The organism is Mycolicibacterium arseniciresistens (assembly GCF_030519285.1).
GTDB classification, from domain to species: Bacteria; Actinomycetota; Actinomycetes; order Mycobacteriales; family Mycobacteriaceae; genus Mycobacterium; species Mycobacterium arseniciresistens.
Genome location: NZ_JAUMSQ010000224.1, coordinates 1 through 15332 on the forward strand (window position 1 = coordinate 1; position 15332 = coordinate 15332).

Here is a 15332-nt window from a genome sequence, read left to right on the forward strand (position 1 = left end):
GCGGTCGGCGTCGATGCGGGCCGCCCGGTCCTGGGCTCGGGTTCGGGACCGCCGCGGCATCATCACACCCGTCGCGACCACCGTCTCCCCGCGGACGGTCACCGCAGCGGTGGGCCGGCAAAGCGCAGGGAACTGCAGCCGGCTGCCCGGTTCGGTGGTGTGCGTCAGCCCGTCGGGACTCATCCACACCACCGTGCCGTCGGGCAGTTGCCGGTCCCGCCCGCCGTCGGACCCACTCCAGTAGGTCTTCAAGAGATGGTGGTTCCGGCACAGACACTTCAGGTTGGCGGCCTGCGTCGGACCGGCCGGATAGCTGATCGTGTGGTCGATGTCGCAGTCCCACGCCGGCACGTCGCAGCCCGGGTAGCGGCACGTCATGTCGCGACAGCGGACGAACTCGTCGAGCTTGGCCGATGGCCGGTATCGAGGCTCCGGGGGACTGTCGCCAGGGTGGACGATCGTACGCACCAACGCCCGGGGCGCCAGCGTCGCGAGCACCGGTGCCGGCAGCAGACCGCCGCCGATCAGGACGCCGGGAGTGGCATCGGTGGGTCCTTTGGGCGCCGGCTGCCAGAAAGCTTCGGCGATCGTCTGCTCCTGCAGTGACTTACCGTCGGTCGGACGCTCCGGCTTGGCGCCGTTCAATCGAGCTTCCTCGGAATCGGCCAGGCTGCTCTCGTCGGCCACGACATGGATCACCGCGTTGCTCGGTGTCACTCCCGCTGCGGCGCAGTCTGATTCACCACAATTGCAGCTCAGACGGTCAGCTCCCGCGGCGAACGCGCCGAGCGCGTCGGCGCGGCGCTGGTCGAGATCGCGGCCGTCGGCGTCACACACCGCACGAGCCATCGCATCGAGCCGCTTGTCCAGAGCCACCGCATCATGAGCGTACATGCGCGCCCACAGCGACCCCACGCCGCTGCCATCAGGAATGTGGACATCGGCGTGCCGGTTGCGTGCGTGAATCTCGATGCGGCGCAGTGCATAGGGGTCGTAGCGGTCGACCCAGTGGTCGATCGCGCCCTCCAGTTTGGCCGCCGACAGCGAGCCCCAGCCGCTGATGTGCGCCGCCAGTTCGGCGTCGACCTTGGCCAACGCCTCCTCTTGCTTGATCAGCGCGGTGCGGAAGACGATCGTGTTGATCAGCCGGTAGGACACCTCGCCGGCGGCGAAGACTTCGGCCACCCGCGGCAGCCGGTCGGCCAGTGCCCTGGCCACCATCAGCTGATGGGACGCCGCACCGAGCGTCACTCCCATGGCGGCCGCCACCTCGGCGCTCACCGCGGCCCAGTTGTCGAGGCACCACTGCTCCCTCTCGGCGGCGTTCGAAGCAGCAAGACGCGCTTGCAACACCGAAGCGATCGCGCCCAATCGCCGCGCCGCGGCCGCGTTCTCCACCCGCGCCCACGCCGCCACGGCCGCGCCACCGCGGACGTCGCGGTCCGGCATCTCCAACGCTTCGAACATATGAGCGAATTTACGGCGCACCACCGACGCAGGAGTTGGCCACAACGACTACCGGCGGCAAGCTGTGGATGAACTCGCGACTGTGGACAACCGCTTGACGACTCGATCGCGTGACTTCGTTACGACTACGTGCGGCGACGGGCATGATGAGGCTGCATGAAGAAGCTCGTGTTGACGATGCTGGCCGCCGCCGGGATCGGGTTGGCCGGTGCCCCGATGGCGGGTGCCAGTGAGGACGGCTTCCTCAAGGCGATCGACTCCCTGAACCATTACGCGATCGAATGCCCGGGATGTGCCGAGGATGCTCTCGACGTCGGTCGCAGGGTCTGCGCGGCTTTCGATTCGGGCGGCGAGGCTGCGGCAATCCAAGAGGTGTTGATCTCGTACAACGGGGACGACTCTCCCAACAGGAACTACTACGCCACGCTGTTCGCTCAGTACTCCGCCGTTGAGTTGTGCCCCGAGCACAATGGCGAAATCGGGCCGATCTGAACCGACAACTGCTTGACGCGGCGAAGCTAGCCGGTGATGCCGCCCATGATCTCGAACACCTCGAACGAGTTGACCCCGGCGAGCACCGACGGGTCGCGATGGCCGATCTCGAGCACCTCGGCCTGGTCCCGGGCGCGCAGCACACCCATGCCCCACACGCCCTCGGGGTCGGCGACGGGTCCGTAGACCACCACCCTGCCGTCGGCCAGCAACGTGCGCCAGTAGTCCTGGTGGCCGGCCATCGCCTGCTGCTCGTCGGCCGTCATCGTCTGCGCGAAGTCCGCCCGTGGCGGGATCAACCGGAACAGGAAAAGCGTGTCAGCCATGGGTGTGTGACTCCGATGCGCGGGTGGCGGGGTGGACGGCGATCAGCCCTAAACCGCTGCGCCGCTTGCACATCGCGGCGAGCTCGGCGTAGGCCTTCTCACCGAGCAGTTCGGTGAGTTCGGGACCGTAGGACTCCCACACCTGCCGCGATCCGACGTGCGCGGCCGGGTCGCCCGTGCAGTACCAGTGCAGGTCGGCGCCACCCTCACCCCAGCCGCGACGGTCGTACTCGGTGATCGTCGTCTTGAGCACCTCGGTGCCGTCGGGCCGGGTCACCCAATCCTGACTACGCCGAATCGGCAACTGCCAGCACACATCCGGCTTCATCGTGAGCGGCTCGACACCCATCTTGAGGGCCTTGCTGTGCAGTGCGCAGCCGATGCCGCCCTCGAAGCCGGGCCGGTTGAGGAAGATGCACGCGCCCTTGTACTTGCGGGTCCGCAGGTTGGGTTTGTCGTCGTACTCGTCCATCTCGAGGTAGCCCTTCTTGCCCAGGCCCTTCTCGCGGAACTGCCAGTCGTCGTCGGTGAGGTGCTTGACCGCGTCGTCGAGCCGGGCGCGGTCGTCGTCGGCGGACAGGAAGGCGCCGTGCGAGCAGCAGCCGTCATCCGGCCTGCCCTCGACGGTGCCCTGGCATGCGGGCGTGCCGAAGACACAGGTCCACCGCGACAACAGCCACGTCATGTCGGCCGCGATCAACTGTTCGGGGTCGTCGGGATGATAGAACTCGACCCACTCGCGGGCGAAGTCGAGCTCGACCTCGCCGGGATGTGAACTGTCCACGACGACACGCTACTCCCGGCACCGGTCATCCGGCATGAGGAATGCGAGCGCGTCGCCGGAGCGCGAAGATCACATCGATCATGCGTCGCAACGCCTTCCGGTCCGCCGCGGGGCACTCCCGCCACAGATGGCCGGAGGCACTTCACGGGCATTGCCGGAGTCCTCCCGGAAGTTCGCCCGGCACCCACTAGGTTGGGGGAGTGCGACTGGGCGTACTCGACGTGGGCAGCAACACGGTGCATCTGTTGGTGGTCGATGCCCGCCGTGGCGGTCACCCGACGCCGATGAGCTCGACGAAGGCGTCACTGCGGCTGGCCGAGGCCATTGACTCGTCCGGCAAACTGACCCGCAAGGGCGCCGACAAGCTCGTCGACACCATCGACGAGTTCGCCAAGATCGCCGCCAGTTCGGGATGCGCGGAGTTGATGGCCTTCGCGACCTCGGCCGTGCGTGACGCCACCAACTCCGAGGACCTGCTGGCCCGGGTGCTGGCCGAGACGGGCGTCTCCCTGCAGGTGCTCAGCGGTGTCGACGAGTCGCGGCTGACCTTCCTGGCCGTTCGCCGCTGGTACGGCTGGAGCGCCGGGCGGATCATCAACATCGACATCGGCGGGGGTTCGCTGGAGCTCTCCAACGGGGTCGACGAGGAGCCCGAGGCGGCGCTGTCGCTGCCGCTGGGCGCCGGTCGGCTGACGCGGGAATGGCTGCAGGACGACCCGCCGGGCCGGCGGAGGGTGGCGATGCTGCGCGACTGGCTGGCCACCGAACTGGCCGAGTCCGGCGCCGAACTGCTCAAGGCGGGCAGCCCGGACCTCGCCGTCGCCACCTCGAAGACGTTCCGGTCGCTGGCGCGGCTCACCGGCGCGGCGCCGTCGGGAGCCGGGCCGCGGGTGAAACGGACACTCACGGCCACCGGGTTGCGGCAGCTCATAGCTTTCATCTCTAGGATGACGACGGCCGACCGTGCCGAACTGGAAGGGGTGAGTGCCGACCGGGCGCCACAGATCGTGGCCGGAGCTCTGGTAGCCGAAGCGAGCATGCGCGCACTTTCGATCGACTCCGTGGACATCTGTCCATGGGCATTGCGGGAAGGCCTGATTCTGCGGAAACTCGACAGTGAGGCCGACGGCACCGCCCTGGTGGAAACGTCCGTGCGAGATGCGCGACGAGAGGTTCTCAGGCCCAAAGGCAGCACACGATGACAGGACCAGAAGACAACGCCGGCGGCACCCGGCCCATTTCGGTTGCCGAGTTGCTGGCGAAGAACGGAACGATCGGCGCCCCGCCCGTCGGCGGCCGGCGCAGGCGTCGGCGCGGCAACACCGACTCGGTGACCGTCGCCGAGCTGACCGGTGAGATCCCGATCATCTCCGACCGCGACGTCTCCCACGACGACGTCCGCGACGTCTCCCACGACGACGCCCGCGACGACGACCGCCATGAGGACCCGCCCGTCGACACCGACGGCGGCAACGACGTCACCGGCAGGCTCCCCACCAACGGCACCGTGGAACGGGCTCCGGAACCGGAGGCCGAACCGGAGACGCCGGTCGATGAGGACGACGATCCCGAGGCCGACTACACGGCTCATCTGGGCAGCCGGGACGCCGACCCCGATCCGGTGGACTTCCAGCCGCCGCGCAAGCCGCACTACGCGCACGCATTGCGCCGCCAGCCGTCCACGGCTGCCGCGGGCGCCGAGGACATGAGCCCGGACCCCGCGGTGCTCGACCTGGACGCCACCTATGGCGAGGCTTACAGCGACGACGCCCTCGACGCCCCGCTCGACCTGGCGGATCCGGCGGAGGCCGACTACGCCGGTTACTCCGGCACCGCGGACACCGACGACGACGAGCCGTCCTACATGCGCGGTTCCCAGAACCCGCTGTTCGGCGGTCAGACCGTCGCCGACGACCTGGCCCGCGGGCGCGGCGCACCTGACGTCGACGACCTCGACCTCGACCTGGACCTGCACGGCCCGGTGCGCGAGACGCCGGACACCCCGATGGCGGCGTTCATCCGCGGTGCCTGGATCGTCGGGCAGTGCATCCTCGCGGTGGTCTTCGGCGCCGGCCTCTTCGTCGCCTTCGACCAGCTCTGGAAATGGAACAACATCGTCGCGCTGGTGCTGTCCGTGCTGGTGATCCTCGGCCTCGTCGTCGGGGTGCGGGTGGTGCGCAAGACCGAGGACATCGGCAGCACGCTGATCGCCGTCGCGGTCGGGGCGTTGGTCACGCTGGGGCCCCTGGCGCTGCTGCAGTCCGGCTAGCCGGCCAGTGCGTCCCGCCATCAAGGTCGGTCTGTCGACGGCCTCGGTCTACCCACTGAGGACCGAGGCGGCGTTCGAGTACGCGGCGCGCCTCGGCTACGACGGTGTCGAGCTGATGGTCTGGGCCGAGGCGGTCAGCCAGGACATCGACGCCGTCGGCGAGCTGTCCGAGCGGTACGGCGTCCCGGTGCTGTCGGTGCACACGCCGTGCCTGCTCATCTCCCAGCGGGTGTGGGGCGCCGACCCGGTGGCCAAGCTCGAACGCAGCGTCCGTGCCGCCGAACAGCTGGGCGCGCAGACCGTCGTCGTGCACCCGCCGTTCCGCTGGCAGCGCCGCTACGCGCAGGGCTTCACCCAGCAGGTCGCCGACCTGGAGGCCGGCAGCGACGTCCTCGTCGCGGTGGAGAACATGTTCCCGTTCCGCGCCGACCGGTTCTTCGGCGCGGGCCCCACGTCGATCGAGCGGATGCGCAAGCGCGGCGGCAGGCCGGGCCCCGGCATCTCGGCGTTCGCGCCCTCCTACGACCCGCTGGACGGCAACCACGCCCACTACACGCTCGACCTCAGCCACACCGCGACCGCGGGCACCGACGCCGTCGACATGGCGCAGCGGATGGGCGACGGCCTGGTGCACCTGCACCTGTGCGACGGCAGCGGCGCATCGGTCGACGAACACCTCGTGCCCGGCCGTGGCACGCAGCCCACGGTCGAGGTGTGCGAGACGCTGGCCAACGGCGACTTCAGCGGACACGTGATCCTGGAGGTCACCACGTCCGGGGCGCGAAACGCGACCGAACGCGAGGCGCTGCTGCGCGAGTCGCTGCAGTTCGCCCGCACCCATCTGCTGCGCTGACCACGCGCCGACACCCGGAGGATTCCACCGTGCCCGGATCGACCTCGTTCACCGATGCCATGACGCTGACCACGGTCGAGCAGGACGACCGCACCGGCGTGTACGACGGTGAGCTGAACGAGCACTGGACGATCGGGCCCAAGGTGCACGGCGGCGCAATGCTCGCGTTGTGCGCCAAGGCGGCGCGAACCGCCTGCGGGTCCGATGTCGAGGGCGGCTTCCAGCCGATCGCCGTCGCCGCCAATTACCTGTGGGCGCCCGATCCCGGGCCGATGCGGGTGCGCACCTCGATCCGCAAGCGCGGCCGCCGGGTCAGCCTCGTCGACGTCGAGCTCACCCAGGGCGACCGCACCGCGGTCACCGTCGCGGTCACACTGGCCGACGCCGAGCATCACGTTCCGCCACTGCTGAGCTTCAACCCGGTGGTGCCGCTGATGACGCCGGAGCCGCCGCCCGGGCTGGAGCCGATCGGCCCCGGCCATCCGATGGCCGACATCGTGCACCTCGCGCACGGCTGCGACATCCGGCCCGCCCTGCACACGCTCGGGCCGCGGTCGGACGGCGGGCCGCCGGTGTTCGAGTACTGGGTGCGGCCGAAGGACAGCGCGCCCGACGTGCTCTTCGCGCTGCTGTGCGGCGACGTCTCGGCGCCGGTGACATTCGCCGTCGACCGCAGCGGCTGGGCGCCCACGGTGCAGCTGACGGCCTACCTGCGTGGCCTGCCGGCCGACGGCTGGCTGCGGGTCATGTGCACGGCCGTGCAGGTCGGCCAGGACTGGTTCGACGAGGACCACATCGTCGTCGACGTGGAGGGCCGCATCATCGTCCAGACCCGCCAGCTGGCCATGGTGCCGCCGCCCGCCTGACGCCGTAGGCGTCGATCGACGGGTCCGCGCTGCGGCATGGAATGCTGTGGCCCATGTCGAGGATCGCGATCATCGGTGGCGGCAGCATGGGCGAGGCGCTGCTGTCCGGACTGCTGCGGGCCGGCCGTCAGGTCAAGGACCTGGTGGTCGCCGAGAAGTATCCGGACCGGGCGAAGTTCCTCGCCGACAAGTACTCGGTGTTCGTCACCTCGGTCGCCGACGCCGCGGAGAACGCGAACTTCGTGATCGTCGCGGTGAAGCCCGCCGACGTGGAGAACGTCATCGACGACATCGCCCAGGCCGCCGCACACGCCGAGACCGACACCGCCGAGCAGGTCTTCGTCACCGTCGCGGCCGGTGTCACCACTGGCTTTTACGAGAACCGGCTGCCCGCGGGCGCGCCGGTGATCCGCGCGATGCCCAACGCCCCCGTCGTCGTGGGCGGTGGCGTCAGTGCGCTGGCGCCGGGCCGCTTCGCCACCCCGGCGCACCTGAAGGAGGTGTCGGCGATCTTCGACGCCGTGGGCGGCGTGCTGACCGTCCCGGAGAGCCAGCTCGACGCGGTGACCGCGGTGTCGGGCTCGGGGCCGGCGTACTTCTTCCTGATGGTCGAGGCCCTCATCGATGCAGGGGTCGCCGCCGGCCTCAGCCGCTCGGTGGCCACCGATCTGGTGGTGCAGACGATGGCCGGATCGGCCGCGATGCTGCTCGAGCGGCTCGACGAGGCGCAGCCGTCCGGTGAGGCGGCGATGGGCACCACGATGGACACCACCGCCGCGCAGCTGCGTGCCACGGTTACCTCGCCTGCGGGCACTACCGCCGCTGGGCTGCGGGAACTCGAACGCGGCGGTTTGCGGGCGGCGGTGGCGAACGCGGTCGAGGCCGCGAAAACACGCTCTGAGCAGCTAGGAATTACATCTTCGTAGTTCGGCGATTTGAAATTGATTAGCCCACACCCGTCGCAGTAACCCCACCCGCCACGCTATTCTCCTCGTGTATGCACGGGTCGGTGCCAGCGGTGGGGAAGCCGCTGGAACTGCCCGGCCTGATGGATTGGGTTGCGATGACGTCTATGAACGGGCCATCGGCACGGGATTCGGCTGGCGGGAAGCGGGACGGCGGAGGTTCCGACGGTCAACCGCCACGAGCCCAATTCCTCACCGTCGCCGAAGTGGCGAGCCTGATGAGGGTGAGCAAGATGACGGTGTACCGGTTGGTGCACAACGGAGAGCTGCCCGCAGTGCGCGTTGGCCGCTCGTTCCGGGTGCATGCCAAGGCCGTTCACGACATGCTGGAGAGCTCGTACTTCGACGCAGGCTGATCGGCTCTTCGCGCTGAAGCCGGCGCAGGGACGGGCGTTTTCCCTTCGCGGGGGCCGCCCGGGTAAAGTATGCCGGTCGAGTCAACGCGGCTCGGGGAGACTTTAGGTAGCGGAGTACATGGGTTCAGTCATCAAGAAGCGGCGTAAGCGTATGTCGAAGAAGAAGCACCGCAAGCTGCTTCGTCGCACTCGGGTGCAGCGCAGAAAACTCGGCAAGTAGCTTCGAGCTTCCGCCTATAGGCTGGCCGGATGGAGAGTTCTGGCGACTCCGCCTCGGGCGATGCGGTGCACTACCCGAAGGTCGTGCTGGTCACCGGGGCCTGCCGGTTCCTCGGCGGTTATCTGACCGCCCGGCTCGCGCAGAATCCGTTGATCAACCACGTCATCGCGGTGGACGCGATCGCGCCGAGCAAGGACCTGCTGCGCCGGATGGGCCGCGCCGAGTTCGTGCGCGCCGACATCCGGAACCCGTTCATCGCGAAGGTGATCCGCAACGGCGACGTGGACACCGTGGTGCACGCCGCGGCGGCGTCCTACGCGCCCCGCTCGGGCGGCCGGGCGACGCTCAAGGAACTCAACGTGATGGGCGCGATCCAGCTGTTCGCCGCCTGCCAGAAGGCGCCGTCGGTGCGCCGCGTGGTGCTGAAGTCGACGTCGGAGGTGTACGGGTCGACCTCGCGCGATCCGGTGATGTTCACCGAGGACAGCAGCGCCCGCCGGCCACCCGGCGAGGGGTTCGCCCGCGACAGCATGGACATCGAGGGCTATGCGCGCGGCCTGGCCCGCCGCAGGTCGGACATCGCCGTGACCATCCTGCGGCTGGCCAACATGATCGGGCCCGCGATGGACACCGCGCTGTCGCGCTACATCAGCGCACCGGTGGTGCCGACGGTCGTCGGTCACGACCCGAGGTTGCAGCTGCTGCACGAGCAGGATGCGCTCGGCGTGCTCGAGCGGGCCACCATGGCCGGCCGGGCGGGCACGTTCAACGTGGGCGCCGACGGCATCATCATGATGAGCCAGGCGCTCCGGCGGGCCGGCCGGGTCCCGCTGCCGGTGCCCCGTTCGGCCCTCTGGGCAGTGGATTCGCTGCGGCGCGCGACTCGGTACACTGAGCTCGATCGTGAGCAGCTCAACTACCTGAGCTACGGCCGGGTGATGGACACCGCGCGCATGCGTAAGGATCTCGGTTACCACCCGAAGTGGTCGACTGTGGAAGCTTTCGACGATTACGTTCGCGGTCGAGGTTTGACGCCGATCATCGACCCGCGGTGGGTACGCTCAATGGAGAGTCGCGCCGTGTCTGCGGCACAGCGCTGGGGAAGATAGACACTCAAGAAATCGGGTGGGAAGAGGTACCGACGTGTCGGGCGAGCCAAAAGCCAAAGTCATTCCGTTACATGGAAGTTCGGGCCGCGCGGCGGCCTCGCGGCGCGCCGCGCAACGCACTGAGAGTGCCCGCCGACACCCGTCGCTGATGGCGGACCCCGGCGGTCGGGCGTCGGCCGAGCAGATCGCCGCGGTGGTCCGTGAGATCGACCAGCGGCGCGGCGGTCCGGTCGGCTCCGGCCCTGTCGAGGAGACCCCCACCGAACTCGCCAAGCGCATCGCCGCGGCCGCCGAGTTCGTCCGCAAGCGGATGTCGGGCGACTACGTCGTGGACGAGTTCGGGTTCGACAAACACCTCAACGACGCAATCTTTCTGCCTTTGCTGCGAGGGCTCTTCAACTCGTGGTTCCGGGTCGAGGTCAGCGGCATCGAGAACCTGCCCGAGACCGGTGCGGCGCTCGTGGTGGCCAACCACGCCGGCGTGCTGCCGTTCGACGGCCTGATGACGTCGGTCGCCGTGCACGACGAGCACCCGGCGCACCGGGACCTGCGGCTGCTGGCCGCCGACATGGTGTTCGACCTGCCGGGGGTGGGTCAGGCCGCCCGCAAGGCCGGCCACACCATGGCCTGCACGTCCGACGCGCACCGGCTGCTGGCCGCCGGCGAGCTCACCGCGGTGTTCCCCGAGGGCTACAAGGGCCTCGGCAAACACTTCAAGGACCGGTACAAGCTGCAGCGCTTCGGCCGGGGCGGGTTCGTGTCGGCGGCGCTGCGGACCAAGGCCCCCATCGTGCCCTGCTCGATCGTCGGGTCCGAGGAGATCTATCCGATGATCGCCGACGTCAAGCTGCTCGCCCGGCTGCTCGGGCTGCCGTACTTCCCGATCACGCCGCTGTTCCCGCTCGCCGGACCGCTCGGCTTGGTGCCACTGCCGTCGAAGTGGCACATCGAATTCGGCGAACCGATCGAGACCGCGGGTTACGACGAATCGGCCGCCGACGATCCGATGGTCACCTTCGAATTGACCGACCAGGTGCGCGAGACCATCCAGCAGACGCTCTACCAGCTGCTGGCTGGTCGCAGGAACATGTTCCTGGGCTGAGTCGCCGGGCCGGGCCTATGCGCCGGCGGATCTTTGCCCAGCAACCATTTTGGCAATGGCTTCGTCGCGTCGTGCCTTGATGGTCGCCGACACCTCGTCGGCCTCGCCCTCATGGGCGGCCTCGCCGATCACGGTCACCACACTGGTGAGCACCGGTTCACCGCGCTCGTCGCTCACCTCGCCGCGGACCTCGGTGACGACGGTGCCGTGCGCCTCGATCACCGAGTCGAGGTAGGAGTCGAAGAACAACTTGTCGCCGTCGACGATGGGGCGGTGGTAGGTGATCTTCTGGTCGCGGTGCAGCACCCGCTCCATGTTGATCGGCACGTCGAACTGGTTGAAGATCTCCGCCTGCACCTTGCGGCCGGCCACCGCCAGGAAGGTCAGCGACGCGATGAGGCCGTCGCAGCCGCTCTCCTTGGCCGCCTCCTCGCTGTGGTGGGCGGGGTGCTCGTCCTTGACCGCGCGCGCGAATTCACGGATCTTCTCCCGGCTGACCTCGAAGTAGTCGGGATACCGGTAATGCGTGCCGATGATGTCTTCAGCGATGGCCATGACTGCGCTTGCTCCCCACTAGACCGTCCTGCGGTGGCCTGTTCAGCGCGCGAGCCTATCAGCGCAGGTGCCAGCGACTCTCCTGGCGGCGGGACACGACGGCGGCCAGCGCACCGCCCAGCGCGCCGAGGGCGACGGCCGACGGCACGCCCACCTTGGCGGCCTTGCGCGCGGTGCGGAAGTCGCGGATCTCCCAGCCCCGTTCCCGCGCGACGCTGCGCAGCGCGGCGTCCGGGTTGATCGCGACGGCGGTTCCCACCAGCGACAGCATCGGCACGTCGTTGAAGCTGTCGGAGTAGGCGGTGCACCGCCGCAGGTTCAGGCCCTCGCGGATGGCCAGCGACCGCACCGCGTGCGCCTTGCCGCTGCCGTGCAGGATGTCGCCGACCAGCCGGCCGGTGAACACCCCGTCGACCGATTCGGCGACGGTGCCCAGCGCGCCGGTCAGGCCGAGCTTCCTGGCGATGGTGGCGGCCAGCTCGTACGGCGTCGCGGTCACCAGCCACACCTGCTGGCCCGCGTCGAGGTGCATCTGGGTCAGCGCGCGGGTGCCCGGCCAGATCTTGTCGGCGATGATCTCGTCGTAGATCTCCTCGCCGACGGCCGCCAGCTCGGCGGTCGAGCGGCCCTCGATGAACGACAGCGCCTTGGTCCGGCCTGCGGCCACGTCCTCGCTGTTCTCCCGGCCGGTGAGCTGGAACTTCGCCTGGGCGTAGACGAAACCCAGGACATCGCCGTAGGTGAAGTACTTGCGGGCGGCCAGCCCACGCGCGAAGTGCACCAGCGACGACCCGTGCACGAGGGTGTTGTCGACGTCGAAGAACGCCGCCGCGGTCAGGTCCGGCGGCGGGGCGGGCGCTGTCGACGGGGCTTCGGCCTCCAGGTGGGTGACGGCGGCCTCCGCGCTGGCGTCACCGGCGATCTGCTGGCGTGCGGCCTCCGCGGAATCGGACACGGATTCACCCTAGGTCACCCGCGCCGCATACTTGCGGGGTGCACCGGCGGGCAGAAGGAGCGACGGGGGTACCTCCCGGCCGAAGGCCAGGGGGCCGACTAGGGGATATGCACCGGCGGGCAGTGACGTTGCTGACCCGGGAGGGCTGTCCGCTGTGCGCGCAGGCGGCGGGACGGCTCGATGCGCTGGCCGGCGAGCTGGGATTCGCGCTGTCGGTGGTCGACGTCGACGCCGCCGCTGCGGCCGGGGACGCCGCCCTGCGTGCCGAGTTCGGCGACCGGCTGCCTGTGGTGCTGCTCGACGGCGTCGAACACAGCTACGGCGAGGTCGACGAGGAGCGGCTGACCGACGACCTGCAGAGGTGTTGAACCCGTCACGAATTTGGTGACCTGACCACCTGGCGATTAACGTGGTTATGTGGTGATGAGGCCATGAGTGTGCTGCTCTTCGGGGTTTCGCACCGCAGCGCGCCGGTGTCGGTGCTCGAACAGTTGAGCACCGATGAATCGGATCAGGCGAAGATCGTCGACCAGGTGCTCCAGTCGCCGCTCGTGACAGAGGCGATGGTGCTGTCCACCTGCAATCGTGTCGAGGTCTACGCCGTGGTCGAGGCGTTCCACGGTGGCCTCTCGGTGATCGGGCAGGTGCTGTCGGAGCACTGCGGCATGTCGCTCAACGATCTGACCAGGTACGCCTATGTGCGGTACGCCGAAGCCGCCGTCGAGCATCTGTTCGCGGTGGCCAGCGGCCTGGACTCGGCTGTGATCGGCGAGCAGCAGGTGCTCGGCCAGGTCCGGCGCGCGTACGCCGCGGCGGAGGCCAACCAGACCGTCGGCCGCACCCTGCACGAACTGTCGCAGCGCGCGCTGGCCGTCGGTAAGCGGGTGCACTCCGAGACCGGGATCGACGCCGCAGGCGCGTCGGTCGTCTCGGTCGCGCTGGGAATGGCCCAGAACAAGCTCGGGACACTCGCGGGCCGCACCGCCGTGGTGGTCGGCGCCGGATCGATGGGCGCCCTGTCCGCGAAGCACCTGATCCGCGCCGGTGTGGGCTACGTGCACGTGGTCAACCGATCGCTGCCGAGAGCCCGCCGGCTGGCGGAGGTGCTGACCAGACACGGCTTCGCGGCCGACGCGGTGGCCCTCGACGACATCGCCACCGTGCTGGCCGACGCCGACGTGGTGATCACGTCGACCGGCGCTGTGCGTCCGGTCGTGTCGCTGGCCGATGCCCACCGCGGACTGACCGGCCGGCCGGAACAGCGCCCCCTGGTGATCTGCGACCTGGGCATGCCCCGCGACGTCGACCCGGCGATCGCCGGCCTGCCCGGCGTCTACGTCATCGACATGGACCGCATCCAGCGCGAGCCCTCGGCGCGCGCCGCGGCCTCCGACGCCGACGCCGCCCGCGCGATCGTCGCCGCCGAGGTGTCGGCCTACCTGACCGGCCAGCGGATGGCCGAGGTCACCCCCACCGTCACGGCGCTGCGCCAGCGTGCCGCCGACGTGGTGGAGGCCGAACTGCTGCGCCTGGACAACCGGCTGCCCGGCCTCGAGGCCGCGCACCGCGACGAGGTGGCCAAGACCGTGCGGCGGGTGGTCGACAAGCTGCTGCACGCGCCGACGGTGCGGGTCAAACAGCTGGCCAGCGCGCCGGGCGGGGACAGCTACGCCGAGGCGCTGCGGGAGCTGTTCGAGCTCGACCCGCAGGCGGTCGACGCCGTGGCGGCAGGCGAACTGCCGCTGGTGGCCGGGGGCGACGCGATGAGCGCCACAGCACTCGACTTCGACAAGTCCGAGTAGCGCTTGACGCCTTCACAGGATCCCGGGCCCATCCGGATCGGCACCCGCGGCAGTCTCCTGGCGACCACCCAAGCCGGCTCCATCCGGGACGCGCTGGTGCAGCGCGGGCACCGGGCCGAGCTGGTCATCATCTCCACCGAGGGCGACCGGTCGTCCGCACCGATCGCGGAGATCGGCGTGGGCGTCTTCACCGCGGCGCTGCGCGACGCGATCGCCGACGGCCGCGTCGACATGGCCGTGCACTCCTACAAGGATTTGCCGACCGCGCAGGACGAGCGGTTCGTCATCGCGGCGACACCGCGGCGCGAGGACCCCAGGGACGCCCTGGTGGCCCGTGACGGGATGGTGCTGGGGGAGTTGCCCGTCGGCTCGGTGATCGGCACGTCGAGCCCGCGGCGGGCGGCGCAGCTTAGAGCACTGGGTCTCGGTTTGGAAATCCGCCCCCTAAGAGGCAACCTAGATACCAGGTTGAACAGGGTTACAGGCGGTGATCTCGACGGCGTCGTCGTCGCCCGGGCGGGACTGGCTCGCATCGGACGATTGGGCGATGTCACCGAGACCCTCGAGCCGGTGCAGATGTTGCCGGCGCCGGCTCAGGGGGCGCTCGCGGTGGAATGCCGCGCAGCGGATTCCGGGCTGGCGGCGCTGTTGGCGGAGCTCGACGACGCCGACACGCGTGCTGCGGTCACCGCCGAACGGACTCTGCTCGCCGAACTGGAGGCGGGCTGTTCCGCACCGGTGGGCGCGATCGCGGAAGTGGTCGAGTCCATCGATGAGGAGGGCCACATCTTCGAAGAGCTGTCGCTGCGCGGTTGTGTGGCGACGCTGGACGGATCCGACGTGATCCGTGCGTCCGGCATCGGAACTCCGGGTCGGGCCAGGGACCTGGGCGTCTCCGTGGCCTCGGAGCTGTTCGAACTGGGCGCGCGCGAGCTCATGGCGGATCTCAACTGAAGCTGTAGAGCGGAGTGAGCGACAGATGACTCGGCAAGTGGGCGTACGAGGCCGTAAGACGAAGCCCGGCCGCATCACGTTCGTGGGCTCAGGCCCGGGGGACCCCGGCCTGCTGACCTCGCGGGCGCAGACCGTGCTCGCCAACGCCGCACTGGTCTTCACCGACCCGGACGTGCCCGGTGCGGTGCTGGCGCTGGTCGGCACCGCGCTGCCGCCGCCGGCGGGACCGGCACCGGCCGAGGCGCCCGCGCCCACCG

At 69.5% G+C, this 15332-nt stretch carries 19 protein-coding genes; 14 read left to right on the plus strand and 5 right to left on the minus strand.

Translation table 11 applies throughout. The features are described 5' to 3' along the window. On the minus strand, positions 1–1467 hold a 1467-nt coding region (locus Q2100_RS22780; protein WP_302915887.1), incomplete at its 3' end, for an HNH endonuclease signature motif containing protein. Positions 1468–1623: 156 nt separating this feature from the next. On the opposite strand from Q2100_RS22780, the gene Q2100_RS22785 reads away from it, so the two are divergent. After that, a complete protein-coding gene (locus Q2100_RS22785; RefSeq protein WP_302915888.1) occupies positions 1624–1959 on the plus strand; it encodes a DUF732 domain-containing protein in 336 nt (111 codons plus the stop codon). Between the two features lie 26 nt (positions 1960–1985). Here Q2100_RS22785 and Q2100_RS22790 read toward each other — a convergent pair whose 3' ends face one another. Both Q2100_RS22790 and Q2100_RS22795 read right to left on the minus strand, forming a co-directional pair. Beyond that, positions 1986–2285: a YciI family protein gene (locus tag Q2100_RS22790; protein WP_264013114.1), complete on the minus strand. Its 300-nt coding sequence runs from the start codon at positions 2283–2285 to the stop codon at positions 1986–1988. Continuing rightward, positions 2278–3069 (minus strand): DUF3109 family protein, encoded by a 792-nt coding sequence (locus Q2100_RS22795; protein WP_302915889.1) that lies wholly within the window; start codon positions 3067–3069, stop codon positions 2278–2280. Before Q2100_RS22795 ends, Q2100_RS22790 begins: the two co-directional genes overlap by 8 nt. Before the next feature lie 200 nt (positions 3070–3269). On the opposite strand from Q2100_RS22795, the gene Q2100_RS22800 reads away from it, so the two are divergent. The 9 genes from Q2100_RS22800 (at position 3270) to Q2100_RS22840 (ending at position 10809) form a co-directional block, all read left to right on the plus strand. Then, positions 3270–4271, plus strand: a complete 1002-nt coding sequence (locus Q2100_RS22800) for a Ppx/GppA family phosphatase (RefSeq protein ID WP_264013116.1) — start codon at positions 3270–3272, stop codon at positions 4269–4271. Next, complete coding sequence (locus Q2100_RS22805; protein WP_302915890.1) at positions 4268–5338, plus strand: Rv0497 family membrane protein; 1071 nt, start codon at positions 4268–4270, stop codon at positions 5336–5338. The genes Q2100_RS22800 and Q2100_RS22805 overlap by 4 nt, the downstream gene beginning before the upstream one ends. A 7-nt stretch (positions 5339–5345) precedes the next feature. Further along, positions 5346–6191 carry a sugar phosphate isomerase/epimerase family protein gene (locus Q2100_RS22810; protein ID WP_302915891.1) on the plus strand — a complete coding sequence of 282 codons (846 nt, stop codon included), beginning with the start codon at positions 5346–5348 and terminating at the stop codon, positions 6189–6191. A gap of 29 nt (positions 6192–6220) precedes the next feature. Next, a complete protein-coding gene (locus tag Q2100_RS22815) occupies positions 6221–7057 on the plus strand; it encodes a thioesterase family protein (RefSeq protein WP_302915892.1) in 837 nt (278 codons plus the stop codon). Positions 7058–7110: 53 nt separating this feature from the next. Next, complete coding sequence (proC, locus tag Q2100_RS22820; protein WP_264013120.1) at positions 7111–7983, plus strand: pyrroline-5-carboxylate reductase; 873 nt, start codon at positions 7111–7113, stop codon at positions 7981–7983. Between the two features lie 137 nt (positions 7984–8120). Further along, positions 8121–8378 carry a helix-turn-helix domain-containing protein gene (locus tag Q2100_RS22825; RefSeq protein WP_264013154.1) on the plus strand — a complete coding sequence of 86 codons (258 nt, stop codon included), beginning with the start codon at positions 8121–8123 and terminating at the stop codon, positions 8376–8378. Positions 8379–8496: 118 nt separating this feature from the next. Next, the gene (locus tag Q2100_RS22830; RefSeq protein ID WP_003402602.1) at positions 8497–8598 is read left to right on the plus strand and encodes a 30S ribosomal protein bS22; all 102 of its coding nucleotides are present in this window, start codon (positions 8497–8499) and stop codon (positions 8596–8598) included. Between the two features lie 29 nt (positions 8599–8627). Then, a complete protein-coding gene (locus Q2100_RS22835) occupies positions 8628–9707 on the plus strand; it encodes an SDR family oxidoreductase (protein ID WP_302915893.1) in 1080 nt (359 codons plus the stop codon). Between the two features lie 34 nt (positions 9708–9741). Further along, positions 9742–10809 (plus strand): lysophospholipid acyltransferase family protein, encoded by a 1068-nt coding sequence (locus Q2100_RS22840; RefSeq protein WP_302915894.1) that lies wholly within the window; start codon positions 9742–9744, stop codon positions 10807–10809. 15 nt (positions 10810–10824) lie between these two features. On the opposite strand, the gene Q2100_RS22845 is transcribed toward Q2100_RS22840, so the two are convergent. Both Q2100_RS22845 and Q2100_RS22850 read right to left on the minus strand, forming a co-directional pair. Continuing rightward, positions 10825–11364 (minus strand): FAS1-like dehydratase domain-containing protein, encoded by a 540-nt coding sequence (locus Q2100_RS22845; protein ID WP_302915895.1) that lies wholly within the window; start codon positions 11362–11364, stop codon positions 10825–10827. A gap of 58 nt (positions 11365–11422) precedes the next feature. After that, entirely contained in the window at positions 11423–12319 is an 897-nt protein-coding gene (locus tag Q2100_RS22850) for an HAD family hydrolase (RefSeq protein ID WP_264013125.1), read from the minus strand. Between the two features lie 107 nt (positions 12320–12426). Here Q2100_RS22850 and Q2100_RS22855 point away from each other — a divergent pair, with 107 nt between their 5' ends. The 4 genes from Q2100_RS22855 to Q2100_RS22870 all read left to right on the plus strand — a co-directional run. Then, positions 12427–12687, plus strand: coding sequence for a glutaredoxin family protein (locus tag Q2100_RS22855; RefSeq protein WP_302915896.1), 261 nt, complete (start codon positions 12427–12429; stop codon positions 12685–12687). Positions 12688–12750: 63 nt separating this feature from the next. Then, on the plus strand, positions 12751–14121 hold the full coding sequence (locus Q2100_RS22860) for a glutamyl-tRNA reductase (protein WP_264013127.1): 1371 nt from the start codon (positions 12751–12753) through the stop codon (positions 14119–14121). A gap of 30 nt (positions 14122–14151) precedes the next feature. Next, positions 14152–15075, plus strand: coding sequence for a hydroxymethylbilane synthase (gene hemC, locus Q2100_RS22865; protein ID WP_302915898.1), 924 nt, complete (start codon positions 14152–14154; stop codon positions 15073–15075). Between the two features lie 25 nt (positions 15076–15100). Continuing rightward, on the plus strand, positions 15101–15332 hold a 232-nt coding region (locus Q2100_RS22870; RefSeq protein WP_302915897.1), incomplete at its 3' end, for an SAM-dependent methyltransferase.